Genomic DNA, 21,804 nt, shown 5'->3' with positions numbered 1-21,804 from the left:
CGCTATGTTAAGACGTAATGGCTCAATCGACGTACTAAATAATAAACGCTGGAATGGTTCAGCATGGCAAGACTGCGAGTTTATACGGCGCTGGAATGGTTCAGCATGGGTTGATGTATGGGTAGGAACACACTTTGGCAAAGCGCCATTTGATATTGGTACATATACATCCACTATTTCAAATGGTACATGGAATGGCTACATACCATCAGATTCAAGCAGTTATGTTGAAACGGTTTCTTTGATTTTATATCCATACACAAATTATAGTGTCCCTTTAACATTGGAGATAGATTGTGATTGTACCGTTATCGGGGATGGCGCATTGTATATAGGCTCATTTCAGGAGAATCTCGGATTAGCTGATGCTGCTACTTATAATTCGTTTCCAAGAACAACAATTACAAAAACCGTAAATACAGCTAGTGCTTATTTAGGTATATCAGCACAGACGAATCATCGCGGCGGTATAACGTGCCATGTGTATGGGATTAAGATTAATAGGGTTTCGATTCCTATTAGATAATAAGGAGGTTAATAATTATGTCAGTAAAAACAATCACAGTTGGAGAAAAATCGTTGACGGTACAGCAAGTTTACCCTTATCAATATAACTTCGGAGAAGGTAAGGAAGTATTAAGGATCGATATTCTTAAATCCAACCATGATTATGCAGCCATTTCCGCAGCACTTGAAAATCCAACAACGGACACCATTACATACTGCGAGGATGGTGTTGAAGTGTGCCTTTACAAGGGATACATGCGAGATTTCAGGTGCGCCTATGCGGACGGTATGTTTTCTGTGGAAATTACGCGCATAACACAATCGGAGCTGGACATTGCGTCCCTCAAAGAGCAGATTGCTTCTTTGCAGGAAATGGTTCATCAGGTGCTCTCTGAGGAGGTGCAAAAATGATCAAAGGCATCGACATATCCCATTATCAAAAAAATCCGGATTTCAAGCGCGTAAAAGCCGCAGGAATCCAATTTGTGATGCTTAAAGCGACCGAGGGTGTAAATTACATAGACCCATGTTTTAAAGCAAACGCAGCGGCGGCGATTGCAGCCGGTTTGCCGATCGGCGTATATCACTTCCTACGTGCGGGAAGCAGCGTTGAGAATCAAGTTAAGGATTGTCTGGCAGCGATTAAGCCGTATAAAATCACATGGCCGGTTGCGGTGGATGTGGAACATAACGAGCTGCTTACAATGAACCGGGACAAGCTGACAAGCATGGTACTGGATTTCTGCGCGCGTATTAAAGCAGCCGGATACCAGCCGATGGTATATAGCAATTACAATTGGTTTTATTCCGCGAAACACCTTGACGTTGCCCGGATAAAAGCCTCCGGAATCCCTATTTGGATGGCGTGGTACAGCAATGCGAAACCGGAGAATACCAACCGCTCAAACTTGTGCGATATGTGGCAATATGCATCCGACGGTAAGGTCGATGGCATTACGAGCAGCGGACTGGATATGAACGTGTCTTACAAAGATTTCGGGCCGGAATTTATCAGCGACACAACGTGCAATATGGCTATTAAGCATGGCGCGTTTTATCAAATGAAAGTTACCGTATCCGGCAACACTCCGCCGAAAGTTACCACAGGCACTCCCGACGTTGTAACCATCCTACCGCGGTATGTGGTTGGCAATGACCATTACTTTTACCTGTGCGCTGTGGGCGCGCCAAAGAGCGGTACCGGAATTTACGTAAACGGGAAAAAGCAGTTTGTGGTGAATGTTAAGTAAGGAGGCAGGGGCGAATGGATAAAGCCAGAGCATTATATTTTTCGGTGCTTACCGCTTGTTCGGCGGCGGGAGCGGTGCTTGCAAAGGCGCTTGGAGGGTGGGACGAATCGTTACAAGTGTTAATTACATTCATGGCGGTCGATTATGTCCTTGGGATTATTATTGCTCTTGTCTGGAAAAGCTCCCCAAAGACGGAAGATGGATCCTTCGAAAGCAATGCCAGCCTGAAAGGACTGTTCCGGAAGGGCGGCATATTGGCAATCGTTTATATGGCCGTCCAGATTGACATGCTGGCCGGGAACAGCAGCTACATACGCAATACGGTAATTCTGTTTTTCATTGCGAACGAAGGGTTTTCGATTATAGAGAATTTAGGTATTATGGGGCTGCCGATGCCAGAAGTCATTAAAAATGCATTTGCCGCCATAAAAAAGCAGTCTGAGCAAAAATAAAATAGCCGGATATCCGGCAGAAAGAAGGGTACATATGAATATTACACAGAAACTTACATCCCGTAAATTTTGGATGGCCGTAGCGGCATTTGTCGTCGGTGTGCTGGCGCTCTTTAACGTGGACGCAAACACCACCCAGCAGATCAGCGGCGTAATCATGTCGCTGGGTGCAGTAATCGCGTACATAGTAGGCGAGGGGCTTGTGGATTCCGCAGCAGCCGGAGCAAGCAATACGCCGGATGAAGTAACAAAGCAGGAATAACGAAGAAATCCCCGCTTTCTTTTCGGAGAGCGGGGATTTTTTGTTTACTGGATTAATTTCTGTGTGATTTTGATTTAATTATTTTTGGTTGTTTTATCAAGTTGTTCTGATGCCGCTTTTGGTTTTGCTTGTTTCTCTTCTTTTATTTTTTCTTTTATAAATTCAATTATATTAATCATTGGCAAAAGAAGTTTACCAGATTCGTAAATATTAGCTGATATATTGCAAATAAATGATCGAGCCATAGAATATAAAGCACTACCGCCATTTATATATAGCATAGCTTTGAATTTATCTTCCGATAACTCTGGATTTGTTGAGGAAAAGCATCCTTGTATTAATATATCGATTTTTGTTTTTTTATTATTTTTTTTATCTTTTACATTTACAATAATACCTAAATTAACTATTCCAATCAATGCAAGGCTTTCGTTCCGTTCTATTTCGGGAACATCGATGTCTATACCAAATTCTCGTACAGCATCATCATCAAGGCGAATAATATTATTTGAAATTTTAGTTCTTTGAATGCAACTTCCAATAAATTGAATGTCTGCAGTTATTTGATTATTAATTTTCATTAAGCAATCGCGCTCTCTTTTTCTAGAAATTCTTCTGATAGAATATTTCTAACATCTTCTGATGGTATTGTTTTTGTTTTCTGTGGCATTGTAAATCTAAATGAAGAAATACTATTTTGCATATATTGGTTTTGCGGATTAAAGACTATATCAATATCAATACCTAGTTTATTAAATATTTTGATTACTTGCAAAAAAGTGAAGTTATTGTCGCCACTTTCCCATTTGGATATTAAAGACTGTTTAACGCCAAGTTTTTTTGCCAAATCTTCTTGTGATAAATGATTTTTAGTACGCTCTAAAATTATTTTGCCTGCTATTTTTCCCATTAATTTTCCATAAGCGATATCTACTTCTGATAGCTCACTAAAAAAATTATTTTCAACAGGGACTTTAGCTAATTTTTCTTCCAAAGTCATAAATCAAATTCCTCCCTAATCATGACTATTCTGTTTCTGGAGATACGTTTAGGAGAATCATAATCTGAAGAATTTTGTTCTAAAAACGCGGTTAATAATATTACATTTTGTTCACCTAAACAAAATGTAAAGATTACTCGTGGATTGTGCTTACTTTCAGGAAGACGTATAGAATAAATGTCTTGATCAATATACTCAAAAGATTGCCCATTAATGCAAGCAGTTCCTTTTGATTCCAACATGCCTAATCGTCGGGTTAGCCATTTTTGATACCTTTTTAAAGAGGCTTTGTCGTTTTTGAAAAGTCGACAGAATTCATCACTAAAAGACTTGTAAGCATATATGTGGTTATATCCTGGTACTCTATGTATTATATCCATATTTGCGCTTCCTAATCATATAATATAACTTATAGGTTATATTTGCAATGATTTTTTTAAAAATATTTTATTATTAATTTTGAAATTACCTATATAAATTTTATACCTATTATATAATATATTTCGATAAATTCAAATATAAAGCAATAAAATTTTCAAAGAACAAAACCATCCCCCGTTGGCTGATTGGCTGGCGGGGGGAATATTTTTATAGGGGATTGAAACTGAATATAGCCTTTTCGCTTGTCTACTTCTCCGGTGGGGCAGAGAGTAAAGGGTGCTACTTTATATTTTAAACCATATTCCAAATCCATTTCCAATCTTGAATAATTTCGGATATAGTGGTGCCGTGTCACCCGCACCATTGGAAAAAGCAGTTCAACCTTGGCGGTTGGGCTGCTTTTTTATTACGCGAGACGGGATTTGAACCCGTTAACATCCTGTTATTACCCGTATAGGCGGCGAGATGCCGCGAACAAGCCCCGCTTATTAGCCTTTTTGACAATATCTGTGCAATGAGCGAAGCGGGTTTTACAAGTGATTATCGGAAATGGGCAAAAGGAAAGGGATACCATCCCAGTAAGGCAGAAGCGGCTGCAATTTACGCTCTTGCCAAGGACGGTGTCCCTACGCTGGCCTTCCAATACCCCATCATCGGGGACATCTGCCGATTCCATAGCAGGAAAGCTCGGATTGTTTTTGCGGGTATTGATGCTCTGCCTTACAATCTGGGCAATTTACCGGAGTGAACCGGCATATCCCGGATTTTTATATACGGGATGGGATTTAGTCGGTTACAAAATGTATTATTGTTTATATAGCCTTACATCATCAATATGAACGATTGTCCCACCGGGCGAGTCACAGTAAAAACCAACATCTACATGTCCGTTGGTAACTTGCACATTTGATACAACAATTTTTTTCCATCCGCTTCCAGATGAAGGAAGATTCGTAAAAATATTGTTCCCTCCATAATTTGTTATTTCCATACGGCATATGGTAGGCGCAGTATTTATAACTTTTGCCCATGCTTCCACCGTATAGGTGCCGTTTGCTACGGATACATTTTGATGTATGCTTTGCTTAAAATTGCTTCCGCTGTAAAAATATGCTCTCTTATCACCTTCATGCGGAGAAGCAGGTGGATTCGAATCTGAACCGGAGTTGATGCCATAAGCAACGGACTGTCCATCTGGATGCCATTCGGTCCATTTGCTACTGTAACCAGTCGGCCTTTCAAAATTACCATTATCCAATAAATTGATTGGCGCAGTAACTTCGGAAGATAACGGAAGTGTTAGTTTATCCAGATTTACATTGCCGGAATTACCACTATCGAATTTTAGCTTAATAGTGTTTTTTCCAGAAATCAACGATAGTGTAACCTTGACGTCCTGCCATAGATCCCAATTGCCCCCATTGCTCGGTAAATCGACTGCGGAAACAAAGTTGTCATTCACATATAAGCTTAGATTTTTTGCAGTTTGTGTGCCATTGCAGAAACGCAGAATGGCGTTATAGGTACCCGATTGCGGCAATACAGCGGTAAATTCCGCTGCGTCACCTACAGATGTTAAAGTATCCACGAAACCTGTTCCACTGTAGAAATGATGATCATAATTGACTTTTGCCGAACCATAAAGCGCGGCAGACTCTGCTTCCATTTGAATATGAGTGGGATAAAATGGTACTTTAATATAGTCTAGGCTGATATTTCCACTATCCCCGCCAGCATAATCATTCTCTATGGAAATGCTGTTGTTGCCTGCAGCAAGAGGGATTGAAACATTAAAGTCTGACCAAGTATCCCAGTTTACAGTCGGAGGCAAAACCACTTTGCAGGCATATTTCCCATTTACATAAATCGACTTGCTTTTCGAAGAAGAATTTCCATTGGAATAGCGAAGTGAAACCTTGTAATCCCCGGGATTGGTTACTTTCGTGTAAAATGTAACGGCAGCTTGATCGGTTTCAAACCGATCCACAAAACCTGTTCCGGAATACCCGCCATGATTATTATTTACAGAAGTTTTTGTCTCGGTTGAGTTCCCTGAAAGGGAAGCGTCTTCCGCCTCGTATTTTTGACTTGTGTCGGATACAGCTGCGATTCCGTTTAATACGATACTCTTTGCAACTTCTGAGCCGGCAGAAGTTTTTATATAGGTTACAGCGCCATAAACATCTTTTCCTACAGCATATGCGGGGCCATTTGTTGCCAAGAGTGTATTGTAGTCCGTACATTTCGGTAGAATGGTTTTGTTTTCCGTTACAGAAGATGCAGGTGTTCCATGAACCGCTAAATAGTAGTATTGAACGCCATTGCTATATGTACCCGCTTTAGGTGAAATGTTTAGTGTCAAGTTTTCTGTTCCTTTTTGTGCAGAAACAGTTTGTCGGAAATAGCTGTTTCCTTCGTATTGATAAGTCTCCCCATCATCGTCATAATAATTAAAACTGGTCGTTTGGGTGGATGGGAAAATATCAAATTTGACTTTACGAATTGTTTTTTGACCAATATAATCGACGACATCCTGTGAAGGTATAATAGCACCTTCTTTAATAAACATCGGCAAATCTGTCCATGAATCGCTGTTGAGCATATACGGGATATACTGTCCACCGGTATAGGTTACGCCTCGATTATAATCAGTCCAAGTCCCTTTCGGAAGATAAATCCATTTACAGGCCTGGTTCCGTTCAGTGACGGGTGCTGTCAAGAGCCAGTCGCCTAACATCCATGCGTCAGAGTAATTTGCTACATTCGTATCAGCCGGGTAATCAAACAAAAGGGGGCGTACAATTCCTAAGCCCGTGTCATAAGCTTCTCTTTCATAAGAATAAAGATATGGCAATAATGAGTAGCGAAGGTGGATCGCGGCTTTTGTTACTGCTTCCGCTGTCTTGCCGAAATACCACGGCTGGCGTTGGTGATTGTATGTTCCGTGTACACGGAATTTAGGTGCTACAGAAGCAAGCTGAAGCCAACGAGTATAAAGTTCCGGGCTTGGGTTTTCGATCGTACCCGAATTTTGATTAAAACCACCGCCATCACAGCCCCACTTGGGCTGGCCATTGTTGATTGTTGACAGTAAACTTGCCTTTTGCTCATTCAGGCCTGCAGCCCAGTTCACACGTTCCCCTTTGTAAAACTGTGTGGCAACATCGCCCGACCAGAGGCTGGTGCTGTAACGTTGTGTGCCTGGGTAGTAGTTTCTTGCGGTTTGCCAGACACGCATTTGGCCATTCGTAAATGATCTTTGCCCTTCATACATCCCCTGTGAAAGATGTAGGGTAGTAAAATTGCCAAACCAGTAGGACGCTGTGTTAGTCGACACTTTATCGGTTTCATCGTTCCACCAGCCAACAATTCCTTTGTTAAAAGCATCTATGGAATGCTGCCAATACCATGCACGTTCATTTTGGTTATACGGATCAATGCTTTGGACGGTCACCGGATAAAAATAATCCGTATATTCATTGTGACCGGGGTAAAAATAGCCGCCGTTTTTCGCCGCTTTTCCTTGTGCTGTTTGCGTACCATCTGAAAGTTTTGTTACAATTCGTGGTTTTGTAATTCCAATTAATTTTATGCCTTTGGAACGCATGGCATTTTTTAGCGATGTTGTGGAAGCGGAAGGGAAATTTGCCGTATTCCACGTAAATTCACCGTAATCGTCAGCGCCATACTTTTTCCAGTCATAGTCAAGGCCATACGAGTCCAAAGGAATATTCTTTGCCCGATAAGTGTCTACCATGTTATTCAGCTCAGTTTCATTTATACCCCATTCGAAATTTGAAAACCCCAAAGACCATTTTGGCATCATCGGTGATGTACCTGTTATTTTTGAATAGTCTTTCATGATTTGTTTGGGATCACCCAACATTATATAGTACTCTACGTCGGTTTTATTATATCGGCGGCCTTCTCTTGGGGTATCGCCATAATAGAATTCCATTTTTTTGTTTGTCGAGTTAATGTAAGGATACCCGCCGTCCGAATCAATCAAAAGCCCATATCCCGCTGTGGACCACATAAAGGGTCCACCGGAATCACCTTGCTGCCCAGCAGTGGCTTGACCGCTGGTATCATTTCTAAGGAGTTGACCATTTTCAGAAAAGCAATCATATCCATGAATGCCATACATATTTGTTGCAGCAGCACGTACAAAGCGAATTCCGCCGTTATAGACGCCCCCTGAAGGGGGTTCCCAGAACAATGTGGTACCATCAGCCTTTTTTACTGTCATACGGCAGGGCCTTTTTGCTATTTCAATAATCATTGCATCCGTTTTTATGGTAATAGGATCATTTGCGGTGTTGATTGCCGCTGTGGTTGCATTCCATGAAAGGTTTGGGTCTATCATTGGCGTATCGGGACTAGGCCCTTCGGAGTTTGGCTGATAGTCTACACGCAAGATGTTTGATTTACAGACTTCCAATGTCAACTTATCATCTGAAGGTTCCGAGCCGTTATCGATTGTCAGAATGATCTTGTTATCCTGTGTCGTGGTACTGATTACATTTCCTAAAGCGGATGCGTAGGCATAGGCTGTAATTCGAAAATTTCCTGAAAAGACTGTGAAAGATAAGACCAGTACCATGAATACTGCGGCTGATTTAATGTATAACTTTTTATATGAAGCCTTTAACATTTGATTTCCTCCCATAAATTAAAATTGTGCAGCAGTGCGAGGATCTCAATACTTGCATTGCTGCACTTTTTCGTAAAACCGGCTAATCTAGGCGAAGACAATCAAGATTAATACTAGCGTAGTCAGAAGTGGTATATGCCACGCGGATGGTATTTTTCCCGGAATTCAGATTTACTGTAACCGGTACTTCGGCCCAGGAATTCCAGTCCGATGTTTTTGGGAACAGCACAGTACGGTTTGCTCCTCCGTTTACAGAGAAACTTCTTTGTGCGGCTTCAGTTCCTGCTGAATACCTCAGCTTAAGCGTTGCTGTACCTGATTTAGAAGCGTATACAGTAAATTCTACAGAATCTCCATTTTTGTCAAACTGATTTACAAATCCGTCACCATAGTACCCTGTATGATCTGTATTGGTGCTTACATTGTTAAGAGCAGCGTGCTCAGCCTCATATGGAGCTTTTTTGATACCATTCAGAACAATGGTATGTTCTGTAGATGCCGCGGCCGTCTTCACATAAGTTAGTTTTTCAGACATATTATAATAGTAACCGTTGGTAGCCTGAGAAAGCGACGTTAATGAATCATATTTGGTCAACGCAGTTCCATCTAAGGTAACACCGGACGGCTGTGTGCCAAATACTTGCGTTGTAACCGGAATATTGGTTGCGGGCAAAGTGACCTTTACCGTGCCGTTTGCAAAATTTTCAGACGCGCGCACTGTCATTGTGGTTTTGTCATTATTCGTTAGGGTATAGTTGGATTCGCCTGACGGATAAATTCGGAAGGTAAGGTGATCATAAGTGTCAACATTGTTGCCAATATTTCCACCTAACGCATAGCTGCTGTTGAAATTCATTGGAAGAATGCTTCCGTTTTTCACATAAACAGGTATGGTGTCAACACCCGCATAATACGATTTGTGACCGCCGCCGCACGTGAGTGCATTGTGAAAGAAATCGACCCATTCACCCTGGGGAAGATATACATCTTTTGTTGTTTTGCCCTCCTCTAAGACAGGGGCTACCAAGATATTTCTTCCGAACATGTATTGTTCATCAAGGGAATATGTGTTTGCGTCATCAGGATAGTCAAGCATCATGGCCCTCATCATTGGCGTACCATTTACTGCGCTGTTTTGTGCTTCACTATAGATATATGGGAGTAAATTCATGCGCGTGTTTATATACTTTCGAAATGTTGGGATTATAGTAGGATCTCCCGTGCGGCTTTGTACGTTCCAAGGTGTTCTTTCTTCACTTGGGGTTGGATTGGACTTTTCAGAATGGAACTGCATGATAGGGCAAAAGGCCGCCATTTCTGTGCTGCGTTTATATAGTTCCGCCGTAGGAAAGTTGCCGGTAAATCCGGCAAGATCCCAACTCCAAAACGGAACCCCTGAGATTCCTGCGCTAAGTCCGGCACGCACAGCGTCCTTGAATGCCGAAAAACTTGACGCCTGGTCCCCTGACCAATAGATGCCTTTAACTTGCGAACCGGCAGTTCCGGAACGGCTAAAGGTAATTCCATTCCCTGTCTTCTGTTTTATAAAATCGTTGTAGCTTTTGATATAATGCAATGGATATTCATTGCGCATTTCCGATTCGGTCTTACCGTTATAGAAAGAAGTGTTTTTGCCCCAAACCATTTCACCCCCGTCTGTTTTGAAACCATCAATTCCAATATCGTCGACAAGGTATGACCGTTTGGACATCCACCAGTTTACTGCTAAAGGATTTGTGAAATCAAGGAGCAGACTGTTTCCGAACCAGCCGGATGAAGGAATGCGATACTGGCCGCCCTTTCCATTGCGAACGGCATACCCCTCTTTGATCATATATTGCTCATCATTATCCTTTTGCTGGTAAGCATAAGAAGTGTATTTTTGAACCGGAACCTGCCAAAGAACCACTTTCAATCCGTTATTATGTAGCGTGTTAACCATTTCTTTTGGGTTAGGCCACTTAGCGCCATAAGTAAAATCCGAATTTAAAAAAACTTTATCGCCGGATTTTGGTGTATAGGTGGAGTCGTTCCAAATATAGAAAGTGTTTTCATCACTCCATTGCTCCAAAACCATAACGGTTGCCGGAACATTATTATTATTTGCTTGCGCCATCGCATTCATTACTTCCGACTGTCTGTCCCATTCATTTGCAGACATCCACAACCCGAATGCCCATTTCGGTAATTCTTGAGGAAGCCCTGACAATTTGCTATACTCACTAATTACATCTAAGGGATTGCCAGCTATAAAGTAATAATCAAGAAGGGCGTTCGGTTTCCCATCGGTGTCCACCGCAAATGAATATTGGCTTGTATTGCTTGATGCCATATCGAATTTTGAATAAGCGGTTGAATTGAGGTACAGCCCATAGCCATTATTGGAACAGAAGAAAGGAACCGTATAATATGTTTTGTCGCCTTGGTTTAGGTATTGGTTATAAACATACGTGTCAATCGTTTTCCCTCTCTGCTGATAGGTGCTGTAATGTTCCCCAAAGCCATAGAATTGTTCCGTCGACGGTGAATTATAGCCGTCCTGTACTTTCTCAATGATACTTGAACCATCCGTCAACCAGGACATCTCATTCCCCAAACCACCGCTTGTCGAAAGGACTTTGGCCTTTTTTATATCATAAATTTGCATGGAATACGGCTGCTTTGTAACGGTAACCCTTAACTTTGTGGTGGTAATTATAATGGATGACGAATTTTCGGTTACCTGAAAATCAGGTATTCCGGAATGAAACGTAGCGTTCCCCTTCGGAGAAAGTTGAAACTCGACGGTGGATTCCGTAGGGAAGCTTAAGCACATTTTGGGGGAGAAGGATCCTACATTCGGTGTGGCGTTCAAAATGATTTTGCCATTTGTCTTGGATGCCAAAGAAACAGATTTGACATGTTCCCAATCGGTTACGTGAAATTCAAACGGACCTATGGTTTTTTCGTTTTGTCCGTCTTTATTCGCATGAACAGTATATTCAACTACATCGCCTTTTCGAAAACTTCCCAAATTGGCTTCCCAATAAGAATTGTTTCCGTTGTTGTATTTCCATGCCGCACCAATTGCTTGCTGTTGTACTCCATTTTTTTTGTAGGTAATCCATACTGTTTGTCCAAATTCAATGGGCCATGTCGTACTGCGTACCAAAACATTTTCCCCTGCGACCGGATTTCGTGGCAACCTTTCATCTGGTTGAATATCATAGATGCAGTTTAAACCATAGGGGTCATGCCATACTCCATCCAATGCAAACGCGGGGGTTGATATCGCTGGAGAACATAAAATTAGTGCTATAAAAACGCCTAAAAACCTTTTCATGAATACACCTCCTAATCATAATAAAAATTCGTTCGCTTAACAGTTGGGAAATTATTACACCTCCATTTTTTCCGTGAATTTACTGTATATAAACGAACGATTCCATACAAGTCAGGAGCAATAACCAAACGCCGGTTCCTTTGCACGGCCTGTTTCAATTTATTAAAATATTTGAAATTGTTAATTCTGTCTTGCTGACTCATTTCCTATTTCCGGTAATTATATCAATTAATTCGTCAAATTGAATCAGGTGATATTTGGCGAATGGGGATACCCGGGCATCGCCCAGGCCGGCAGCATCAAAACCGCCGCGTACGGCCGCTTCAATTCCTGCCGCTGCGTCTTCCACTACAAGGCAGGAGCTTGAAACAATTCCCAATCGTTGCGCCGCAAGCAGAAAAACTTCCGGATCCGGCTTTGAATGTTGAATTTCATTACCGTCTACAACAGCGTCAAAGTAATGCCCCAGGCCAATTCGTTCTAATATGTACCTGGCATTTTTACTGGACGAGCCGATTGCAAGTTTACAGCCGATTTTCCGTAGAATGTCCAGCGTGTTCTTTACATCGGCAGAAAGATCAGCAGGCGACATTTGCACCAGTAACTGACGGTAATATTCATTTTTTTCCTCTGCGAATTCGTGTTTTTCAGCATCGGTATAAACATTTTTACTGTTTTCCAGTATGATATCCAGACTTTCCATGCGGCTTATTCCACGTAGACGGTTATTGATCTGTTTGTCAAAGTAAACGCCAAGACGATCCGCAAGCTTTTTCCAAGCTAAATAGTGATAAGCGTCCGTATGGCAAATGACACCGTCCAAGTCAAAAATAATACCCTGATAGTGTTTCAAGTTACTCCACCACTTTTGAAAATGTGATTACGGATTTGCACCGTATTCGCGATCTGATTATCTTTCATTCAAATTGGATGCAGTCTGCAATGAATATTCCAAGAACTGTTAATGAATTATCCGAACGGTAAATGGGCAAATGCTGCACCCGGATTTTTTCCAGCCTGTTGTGTCCCATGTAAGCGTAAAATCATTGCCGAGGTTGTCATGAAAATGAAAAGAACCGGTATCGCCCGCAAGGAAAAAAATCAAATGGTGATATGAATCTACTCCATTCCCAACGCTGCTTCCCAACTTTTGTGAATCGTCCAGATTCAATGCGATGCCGTATCCTGCGCGTAAATAGACCGGCAATAAGTGCAGAGTACAGACAGACTCAACGGTTCGCCCTCCTAAAATTTTCTCGCCCGTAAACAAGTTGTACCATATACCGTCCGGCAAATACACAAAGCGGCATTGTGCGTTTTCTTCCAATATGGGGGCTACTAAAAGGCTTTCTCCTAGAAGAAATTCATCCTCAATACCCAACGCTGCCTGTTCATTGGGAAAAGCATAGGCCAACGGACGAATCATGGGGCGGTACTGCTTCACACAGTCAAGTGCCGTGTTATATAGGTATGGCAGCAGATTCATCCGTAAGTTATGCCAAAACCGCATTTCATTGACAAAATCCGGTGCCCCGTACACTTCTGCCAAGTTCCATGGACTGCGCTCGTTATTATTGTCGGATCCCGTTGGCATCAGGTCTCGGAATTGTCCGCCATCCGGTTCGGAATGCCACTGCATCACCGGGCAGAAACAGGCAAGCTGTGTAGCACGGCGGTAAAGGTCAAGTGTGGGTAGGGGGCCTGAAAAGCCCGCAATGTCGAAACCCCAAAATGGGATCCCTGTCATAGCTGCGGACAGCCCCGCGCGCAAAACACTTTTCAGTTCATTGTTTTCGCTTTGCTGGTCGCCCGCCCAAAGTATGGGAGTGGTATGCTGCCCAGCATATCCGGCACGGCTAAACAGCACATGATCCTCCCCGATAAATTCTGTGTATGCGCTTGTATAACTTTGAGAATACCGATTTTTCATTTGTGTGCCGGTGGACCCATCTTTGAAATGGAGATCCGTGCGGTATATGAATTCGCCGCCATCTGTTTTAAATCCATCCACGCCGATATCAAGCAGATACTGGCGCTTTGAAAACCAAATGCGCCTTGTTTCCGAATTTGTAAAGTCGGGGATCATGGAGCCCGAGAACCAGTGGCCTTTGGGAATCTCATAAGGCAGCCCTTTGTCTGTATGCACGCATAACCGATTTTCCACAGCAAAGGCACGGTCGTTCTCGCTTTGCGTATTGACCGGTTCATCCGGGTTCTGCTTTTTATAGACCGGAATTTGCCATAGGATCAGATGGATCCCACTATTATGAAGATTCTCAATCATGCTGCGGGGATCCGGCCATGGGCTGTCAGAAAAATCAAAATCAAAATAATTGAACGCTTCGCTTCCGCTGACAGGAGTATATTTTGCACCATTAAAAATATAAAAAGTGGATTCATCGCTCCAAGCTTCCAATACCAGTACGGTGGTTGGAAAATGATAACGATTTAGTTTTGCGATCTGTTCTTCCACTTTCTCCTGCGTATCCCAGTGATTGGCGGAAATCCAAGGCCCCAAAACCCATTTTGGCGGTAGTTTGGCAGGACCGAAGAGAGACATATACTCTGAAATAATCGTTTCCGGCGTACCAGAGAAAAGTATGACAGCAGCGTCGGTGGGCATGGAAATTACGATTTGCTCACCAAAATCGAATATGGTTTTACAATCTGTTTCGATATATAGCCCAAATCCTGTGTTTGTTAAGAAAAACGGAGCAGAACAGTATGTTTTATCTTCCTGGTGGCAAAACTGCTCTTCAATACAGTTCACCACATGGTGGCCTTTTTGATTGAGAAAATTGTATTTTTCTCCCATTCCGTAGGCGGCATCATAGGGCAGAGAAATGATGAGAATACCATCTTCGTTTTCTGAACTCCACTGGAGTTGAGCGCTGTGGCCACAGAATGGAAAAGACAGACAGGCCTTCTTTTTAGAAAATGTAATTCTTTCCATCGCTGGTTTTCCTGGTCAGCCTTTTACACCGCCGACCGTCAATCCTTCCTTAAAGTATTTTTGCGCGCAGATATACACGATCAAGATCGGAATGATCGAAATAAGGCTTCCCGCCATCATCAGATTGTACTGGTTGCTGTACTGACCCTGCATGGAATTTAAAATAAGCGGAAGTGTATATTTTGTGCGGTCAGTAAGAAGAACCAGAGGCAGTAAATAATCATTCCATAAATCCATAAATGACAAAATTGTAAGTATGGCCAGGGTACCGGAGCACAGGGGAAGAATGATCTGAAAAAATACGCGCCACATACTGGCACCGTCAATCGTTGCCGCTTCAATATAAGCATCGTTGATGGTCAACATCTTTTGTCGTAACATGAAAATCGCAAATGCGTTAAACATCTGTAAAAGCAAAAACGCATTGAGGTTATTCAATAGATTCAGTTTATTCATTATAATAAACAGCGGAATAAACGTGGTTTGCGCGGGAATCATCAAGGCGGTAATATACAGACCAAAAATCACCCCTCTTCCATGAAACTTGATTTTTGTCAGAGCAAAAGCCGCCATGGCTGCGCACAGCAAACGCAACGCAGTACAAACGATCGCGATATAAAAGCTGTTCATGATTGAAGTTCCGAAATTTGGGATAGTAAATAATTTATAGTACGCCTCTAGTGTGGGATTTTGAGGGATCCATTCTACTGGCAAAAGCATCAAAGCCCCTCGGCTTTTTAAAGAAGTCACGATCATCCAGAAGAATGGAATGCATACCACAACAGCAATCAATAACGCAAATAGATAATACAATATTCTAAAGGCTATCCGTTTTTTCCTTATTGAGTTAGTCATCATAGTTCACCCACTTGTTTTGTAATTTCATTTGTACGAAAGTCAAAACCATAATAATAACAAACAAGATCCAGCTTAAAGCAGATGCGATGCCCATTTCGTAATAGGTAAAACCGTGCTTGTAAATGCGTTCTACCATAACCATCGTAGAACCGCCCGGTCCACCGTCCGGCGTCATAATCATGACCTGGGGGAAAATCTGAAAAGAATTAATTAGGCTGATAATTAGTACGAAGAAAATTGTCGGCGTTAAAAGCGGTAATGTAATTTTAAAAAAACGTACAACATTATTGGCGCCATCAATCGCCGCCGCTTCGTAATATTCGTGATTAATTCCCTGTAGGCCAGATAGCAGCATTAAGCCGAAATAGCCCATATCTTTCCATATGGAAGCCAATACAATTGCCGGCATGGCCCATTGAGGACTTTGTAACCATTGAGGGCCGTGTATACCCAGGGACGACAACATGGAATTTAAAATCCCGTATTGAGGGTTCAGTACCCATTTCCAAATTAAAGAACCCGCCACCCATGAGGTAATTACGGGGATATAATAAACCACACGGAAAAAACCTACCCCATGTGCTTTACTGTTCAAAATACCAGCAACGCAGAGTGATACCAAAAGCATAAGCGGAATATAAAGTACCACAAACTTTAGAGTGTTCGACAACACCTGATAAAGCTCAGCGTTACTGAAAATTTCTTTATAATTTTGCAAACCAACAAAATAATCTTTCATGAAACCCTGAAAATCACTTGCTAATGTCAACTGGCTTAGACCGTCCCAGTTTGTCATGCTGATAAACAAAGTGGCGATTATCGGTAGAACGCTGAAACCCAAAAATCCTACGAGGCTGGGAAGCAGGAACGGTAATGCCACGCGAAATCCGGATGTACGCGAATGCTTCATAACAATTTCTCCTAAGCCTTTTGAATTATGTCGTGCTTTCTTCATTGCACTAAACTTCCCGAAGCGAATTGTGATCCTGCCTAAGATCAGCTTCATACTGCTTACCGCGGTAAAAAAAGCGAAACCGCATGCTTTTCCAGTCCGGCGGTAAGTGAGGCTTTAATTCGGGCACCCCGTTTTGAAAAGTCAAACCGCCAAAACCAATGACCGCCGCTTGCCAAGTTTCCCCAAGGCAGGCAAGATGCAGCCCCTCTGTCCCTGTATTTTCCATTACATCACGAAGATCCAGAAAAGCGGCTTTCTTGAAGTAGTACTGTGCTGCGTCCATAAGGCCGTTCTGCGCCGCAAACAGCGCGTGCGAGGCAAAGCTCAGCGTTGAATCATGGAGGCACAACGGTTCAAAGTCCTTCCACGCGGCCAGTTTTTCTTCGGATGTAAACATGTTTGGCAGACGGGTCATCAACAGCAACACATCTGCTTGCTTGATGACCCGATATCGTTGAAGGCGATCAAAGCAAACACAGTTGTAACTGGCTGTATCCCCCTGCTTTAAATCGGAAATTCGAATTGGCTCCAGCAGATGGAAGGTGTCGTCCTGCCGCCAATGTCCTGAAACCGGGTCTTTGGGTAACTTGATGGAATGTTCCAGCGTGCTCCAACATTCCACTTCTTCCGCCGTGATTCCAAGGCGAAGATAGGCGGGCCTGTCATATTGGTAAAGATAATCCGCTGCATCCTGGGCAAGTTTCAAATTTTCTTTTACAAGCACGTTGGTATACAGATTGTTGCTGGTGATGCCGCAGTATTCGTCTGGCCCTTTACAGAAAAGTAAGTTGACTTTTTCGGTCCCGGGTTCCGGCGTATAACGGCTCTGCCAGAATCGCGCCGCCTCAATATAAACTTTTGCCGCTTCATGTAGGTAAAATTCCTCATCTCCTGTCGTTTGCACATATTGGTTGAGCGCGTGTACGACATCTGCCGTCACATGAAGCTCCGAAGCGCCAATATCCCAACTCTCGCATTGTTCACTTCCATCATAAGAGGCCATCCAAGGGTAACGCGCCCCAAGGCAGTTCATCTCTTGAGCATGCTTTTTCGCCTGTGGCAGCGCATCCGTGCGGTACTGCATTAGATTTCGAGCCGCTTCTGGAGCCGTATAAAGGTAGAACGGCATTATAAATATCTCGGTGTCCCAAAAATAGCATCCCTTGTACCGGGTATGGGTCAGGCCGCGGGCGCCGATACTTACCGAAGAGTCTTTTGCTGAATTGTTGGCAATCAATTCAAAGACTGTATAACGCAAAGCGGAGTCTGCTTGCCTGTCACCCTCGATTTGAATATTTGCTGATTGCCAGCGCTGCGACCATGCCGATTCACTCTCCCGTAAAAGCGTATCAAAATTCCAATTTGAGCCTACTTCATGTATACGAGGGTCTTTGTCACGACTGGTCGGCAAAAATACGCATTGCTCTATCACAAAAGGTGCGGATCCCGATCCGGCAAAAACGAACCCTGTACCTATATCATTTTCAAAAGTACCGCGGCACCGTAGATTCTCCATATGATATGTAATGTTTTCGCTGATTTTAATTTCAGTACCATTGGTAACCAAATGTACCGTAAAGCCATTATCAGAAAAACTCTTTTGCCTTACTTCCGTTAGCTGTACGGTTTGCGTGTTTTTTTGTGTCTGGTCATCTGGAACTGGAAGGTTGCAGCAATCCGTATGGACTCCGCAGAAAAGTTCCAAATCCATTTCTTCACATGGCGTCAATGTGACCCTCTGTACCAGTAATCCTGTATTGGATAGCGAAAAAAAACGTTCTTCGCGTATTTGAAGAGATTTCCCGGCACAATGGAGTATGTATTCCCCCGTAAACAGTCCATTGTGTAAATTAAGCGTGCGATAGACATACACATCATCCTCGCCTGCTCTGTGTCCGTCTATGTTTACCCACGCGTAAAGCGGAGTGGGCAAATTCACAAAATCCGTAATCCCTAATTTCAATTCACCAAATATTCCGGCAATAAACAGCCCGGTTTTTTCCGGCCGCGGATAAGGCTCAAAGGTAAGATAGCCGCGTGCACCCATTCGGCCATTTCCGGTAAAAAAAACGCTTTCCAGAAAATCATCCGCCCAGCCTTTGCTTTCCGCTGATATGCTCCATTTGTCAAGCTTCACATCACTCCTCATAGACCTGATCCAATCCTTCCTTACTTTCCTTCATGGCATGACATAAAAATCCCGCGCATGTTGCAAAGGCTGCGCCAGTTGTGCATTTGCCGGTATTTTCATCCACACTTTCACAAGCGATCAAATCGTCCATTTGGGCATCATGCAGAAATTTTGCGCAGTGTTCTACACGTCCACATAGAAGACTGTTCGCGACGCTGAGAATCCACGGGTGCGGCGCATGAGGGCATCCTATTTCCGCAAACCGGCTTTCAGAAAAGCTGTACGGATATTGGGGAGAGCGTATCATGCGGATGGTATTCCGATAAACTTCATCGTTTACCGCACAGAATCCGATATACGGAAGGAGCTGCAAACTGCCCGGCGGTTCATCATAGATGTCATAATTGCCGTTTAGATCTACCGACCACGCATAAAAACGTTTTCCGTTTTCCTCTTTGACACAATGCGTCTCAATTGCCGATTTGATTTTCTGGGCAGTTTGTTCCAACTCGCTATATTCGGGATACAAGTGTGCTAACGCGCGTAATCCTTTCCAAACCAAAACATTGTCATATGTGAGATATGGATAGACATGTTCGTCATCCGTAGGTTGCAGAAACGTATTGTACAAAGCCACGGCTGTATGCCGGTGCTTTTTCAGACAATTTAGAATTCTGCTGACTCCATCTCTTACATCGTGTTCGTTTAATAAGCTCTGGTCACCTGTCGAATCCACATACCGTTCGAGCGCAAGTACTGGTGCCATCAGCTCATCGAGTTCAAAGCCGGGTTCCAGCATAGTGCCGTCTATGTATCGTGAATGGATCCCAAAATTTTTTCGCTGGCGGCCAAAAACATATAATAGCATGTCGTGCGCCAGGTTGTGGTCGGCGTCCAAAATTGCGGGAAAACTCCACAATAGGCTGTCGCGATCCCAATAGGCCGCACTTACGTAATAGCGTGGGCTACGGCTAGTGACAAGCACCAATTCTTCTGTATCTAACGTAATGCCTGTAGAAAAGAAAATACAAAAAAACAAGTTTATGTTGTATAGTCTGGTAAGTTTTTCGTCTTTAAACTTCAATGCGCGTTCATCAAGCCAGTTTAGAGTCCGGCTTAATTCGTAATCATAGCCCTGACGCAACATTTCTTTCGCGCTGGTTACAGCGGCCACTTCCTCAAAGCCGAGTCCCCAATATACTGTCAATGAACAATTTTGCCCCGGCGCTAGTGATTCCGATCGAGCCAAACGGTAATCGACGATGTCTTTCGTTGTTTCAAAGGTTAATCTGCACTTTTTATCCGCCATAGGCGCAAAAGCAAACATTGGCGTTCCACAACGCATATCAAATACAATGCCATTATTCCACTTGCTTTGATAACAATGTTTTTCTCCGCTAAGCATTTTGTCCTCATTAACGCAGTGCCAGCTTGACGCCCATCGCCCGCATAAACCATATGTAAAATTTACTGATTCTGACGAACAATTGGTAATTTCAAGCCTTACTAAAAAGCCGCGCTCTTCCACGGGCGTGAGAATAATTCCGCGTAAAGTCAACCCCTTTGTCTGGAAAGTAAAACATGGAATCCAATTTCCCAACCGGTTCCACACAAGGGACGTAAATGGAATTTGCGTATTGCCTATCTGTAAAAAAGGATGGATAAGTGGCTCGTTTTCATCCCCTCGAATATCAATCAAGCCCTTGTATCCCATGTGTAAAAAGGTCAAATCCTGTATTCCGGCTGTTGTTCCCTGAATCTGTGGTAGAGAAACCATTTGATTCCCGACGGTCATATTCTTTTCATGCATCAGATCGAATCCTTTCTTATTTGTTTAATCGTTTCAAATGAATTGCACATAAAATATATCTCTAAAATAATAATATGTCAATAGTTTTTACGTGTGTTGAATTTTTTTATAATAAATTACTTGACTTTGCCTGTTTTAGCGACTATTATAGAATTATTAAATGTTTAATCGATTAAACGGAGCGAATGAATTTATGAAAAAAAAAGTAACAATTAAAGAAGTGGCCCGAAAAGCGGGGGTCTCTCCCGCTACAGTATCCTATGTACTTAACAATAAAAAATCCATTTCCGAGGACACAAAACAACGTGTTTGGAGTGTAATCTCTGAACTTGACTATGTGCCTGATTTATCCGCTCGCAGCCTGATTGCCGGTGATTCGAAACTGATTGGTGTGGTAGTACCACAGACGGAAAAAGGCGACCGTCTGATGTTTGAGAATAATTTTTATAGTGAAATTTTAGGCAGTATCGAGTACCGTGCGCGATTGCAGGGCTATCATGTCTTGATTTCAGCGTCAGATACCAACGAAAACTATTTGACGCTTGCCAAAGAGCGCAATCTTGATGGTATCATCGTAATTGGGATATATCCTAACAGTTTTTATCAGGAAATGAAGAAGTCCCAAATTCCAATTGTGTTGGTCGATAGTTACTGCAATGACCATTATTACCACAGTATTCGTATTGACGATGCCTATGGCAGTTATCTCGCTACAAAATATATGATTGACCATGGTCACCGCAATATTGCATTTTTTTGCGGTGAGATAAAAGAAAACGGTGTTATGAAGCAGCGCTTGCAAGGTTATCGTGAGGCGTTAGAGGAGTATGGGCTTACCTTTAGCGACCGAAATGTATTTGAAGGAAAAATCGACTATGAAGATGGTGTGAAACTTGCGGAAGCATTATGTAAGTCGAATATAAAAGCTACGGCTGTGGTAGCAACAGCTGATATTCTCGCAATTAGTGCAATGAAAGCCTTTTATGAACATGGGATTCATGTACCGGACGATATTTCTATCATCGGATTCGATGATCTGCAAATTACAAAGTATTTGACGCCTGGGTTAACCACCGTACATCAAGATATATCCCGTAAGGGTGAGCGGGCTATGGAGTTACTGTTTAACAGTATTCAAAATCCAAAACTTACAAAGCAAGAGGAAATCATGCCGGTGAACATCGTAGAACGTGGTTCCGTAAAGTTTTTGAACAGCCCTGCGGAGAAGGAGGCAATATAAAAAGGTTACAGCGCCGGCAAAGCATGTGT

The 21,804-nt window shown here is 42.7% G+C and carries 18 protein-coding genes; 7 read left to right on the top strand and 11 right to left on the bottom strand.

Annotation, left to right across the window (positions count from 1 at the left end; genetic code table 11):
• Positions 1-4 precede the first annotated feature (4 nt).
• The 5 genes from P9B68_RS05755 to P9B68_RS05735 are packed head-to-tail and all read left to right on the top strand — an operon-like array spanning position 5 to position 2,471.
• Positions 5-526, top strand: coding sequence for a hypothetical protein (locus P9B68_RS05755; RefSeq protein ID WP_277668643.1), 522 nt, complete (start codon positions 5-7; stop codon positions 524-526).
• A gap of 17 nt (positions 527-543) precedes the next feature.
• Positions 544-918 carry a hypothetical protein gene (locus tag P9B68_RS05750; protein WP_277668642.1) on the top strand — a complete coding sequence of 125 codons (375 nt, stop codon included), beginning with the start codon at positions 544-546 and terminating at the stop codon, positions 916-918.
• Entirely contained in the window at positions 915-1,757 is an 843-nt protein-coding gene (locus tag P9B68_RS05745) for a glycoside hydrolase family 25 protein (protein WP_277668641.1), read from the top strand. Before P9B68_RS05750 ends, P9B68_RS05745 begins: the two co-directional genes overlap by 4 nt.
• Before the next feature lie 14 nt (positions 1,758-1,771).
• Entirely contained in the window at positions 1,772-2,209 is a 438-nt protein-coding gene (locus tag P9B68_RS05740; protein WP_135661203.1) for a phage holin family protein, read from the top strand.
• 34 nt (positions 2,210-2,243) lie between these two features.
• On the top strand, positions 2,244-2,471 hold the full coding sequence (locus P9B68_RS05735) for a hypothetical protein (protein ID WP_277668640.1): 228 nt from the start codon (positions 2,244-2,246) through the stop codon (positions 2,469-2,471).
• Between the two features lie 74 nt (positions 2,472-2,545).
• On the opposite strand, the gene P9B68_RS05730 is transcribed toward P9B68_RS05735, so the two are convergent.
• The 3 genes from P9B68_RS05730 to P9B68_RS05720 are packed head-to-tail and all read right to left on the bottom strand — an operon-like array spanning position 2,546 to position 3,851.
• Positions 2,546-3,052, bottom strand: coding sequence for a hypothetical protein (locus P9B68_RS05730; protein WP_277668639.1), 507 nt, complete (start codon positions 3,050-3,052; stop codon positions 2,546-2,548).
• Entirely contained in the window at positions 3,052-3,471 is a 420-nt protein-coding gene (locus P9B68_RS05725; protein ID WP_277668638.1) for a helix-turn-helix domain-containing protein, read from the bottom strand. The genes P9B68_RS05730 and P9B68_RS05725 overlap by 1 nt, the downstream gene beginning before the upstream one ends.
• Positions 3,468-3,851 carry a hypothetical protein gene (locus P9B68_RS05720; protein WP_135656425.1) on the bottom strand — a complete coding sequence of 128 codons (384 nt, stop codon included), beginning with the start codon at positions 3,849-3,851 and terminating at the stop codon, positions 3,468-3,470. The genes P9B68_RS05725 and P9B68_RS05720 overlap by 4 nt, the downstream gene beginning before the upstream one ends.
• A 515-nt stretch (positions 3,852-4,366) precedes the next feature.
• Between P9B68_RS05720 and P9B68_RS05715 the strand changes: the two genes are divergently transcribed.
• Positions 4,367-4,600: a hypothetical protein gene (locus tag P9B68_RS05715; RefSeq protein WP_135659516.1), complete on the top strand. Its 234-nt coding sequence runs from the start codon at positions 4,367-4,369 to the stop codon at positions 4,598-4,600.
• A 57-nt stretch (positions 4,601-4,657) separates the two neighbouring features.
• Here P9B68_RS05715 and P9B68_RS05710 read toward each other — a convergent pair whose 3' ends face one another.
• The 8 genes from P9B68_RS05710 to P9B68_RS05675 form a co-directional block, all read right to left on the bottom strand.
• Positions 4,658-8,506, bottom strand: a complete 3,849-nt coding sequence (locus P9B68_RS05710) for a TIM-barrel domain-containing protein (RefSeq protein WP_277668637.1) — start codon at positions 8,504-8,506, stop codon at positions 4,658-4,660.
• Positions 8,507-8,588: 82 nt separating this feature from the next.
• The gene (locus tag P9B68_RS05705) at positions 8,589-11,828 is read right to left on the bottom strand and encodes a TIM-barrel domain-containing protein (RefSeq protein ID WP_277668636.1); all 3,240 of its coding nucleotides are present in this window, start codon (positions 11,826-11,828) and stop codon (positions 8,589-8,591) included.
• 199 nt (positions 11,829-12,027) lie between these two features.
• On the bottom strand, positions 12,028-12,681 hold the full coding sequence (pgmB, locus tag P9B68_RS05700) for a beta-phosphoglucomutase (RefSeq protein ID WP_135659522.1): 654 nt from the start codon (positions 12,679-12,681) through the stop codon (positions 12,028-12,030).
• Between the two features lie 108 nt (positions 12,682-12,789).
• The gene (locus P9B68_RS05695) at positions 12,790-14,781 is read right to left on the bottom strand and encodes a glycoside hydrolase family 31 protein (protein ID WP_277668635.1); all 1,992 of its coding nucleotides are present in this window, start codon (positions 14,779-14,781) and stop codon (positions 12,790-12,792) included.
• Positions 14,782-14,796: 15 nt separating this feature from the next.
• The gene (locus tag P9B68_RS05690) at positions 14,797-15,411 is read right to left on the bottom strand and encodes a carbohydrate ABC transporter permease (protein ID WP_277668634.1); all 615 of its coding nucleotides are present in this window, start codon (positions 15,409-15,411) and stop codon (positions 14,797-14,799) included.
• Positions 15,412-15,628: 217 nt separating this feature from the next.
• A complete protein-coding gene (locus tag P9B68_RS05685; protein ID WP_243112984.1) occupies positions 15,629-16,594 on the bottom strand; it encodes a carbohydrate ABC transporter permease in 966 nt (321 codons plus the stop codon).
• A gap of 4 nt (positions 16,595-16,598) precedes the next feature.
• The gene (locus P9B68_RS05680; protein ID WP_277668633.1) at positions 16,599-18,731 is read right to left on the bottom strand and encodes a glycosyl hydrolase family 65 domain-containing protein; all 2,133 of its coding nucleotides are present in this window, start codon (positions 18,729-18,731) and stop codon (positions 16,599-16,601) included.
• Between the two features lies 1 nt (position 18,732).
• Entirely contained in the window at positions 18,733-20,535 is a 1,803-nt protein-coding gene (locus P9B68_RS05675; RefSeq protein WP_277668632.1) for a glycoside hydrolase family 125 protein, read from the bottom strand.
• A 193-nt stretch (positions 20,536-20,728) separates the two neighbouring features.
• Here P9B68_RS05675 and P9B68_RS05670 point away from each other — a divergent pair, with 193 nt between their 5' ends.
• Positions 20,729-21,775 carry a LacI family DNA-binding transcriptional regulator gene (locus P9B68_RS05670; RefSeq protein WP_135659530.1) on the top strand — a complete coding sequence of 349 codons (1,047 nt, stop codon included), beginning with the start codon at positions 20,729-20,731 and terminating at the stop codon, positions 21,773-21,775.
• Positions 21,776-21,804 lie beyond the last annotated feature (29 nt).

This window comes from Caproiciproducens galactitolivorans (assembly GCF_029266045.1).
Lineage (GTDB): Bacteria > Bacillota > Clostridia > Oscillospirales > Acutalibacteraceae > Caproiciproducens > Caproiciproducens galactitolivorans.
The sequence above is the reverse complement of the archived record's forward strand: the minus strand, read 5'-3'. Positions and strand labels throughout refer to the sequence as shown.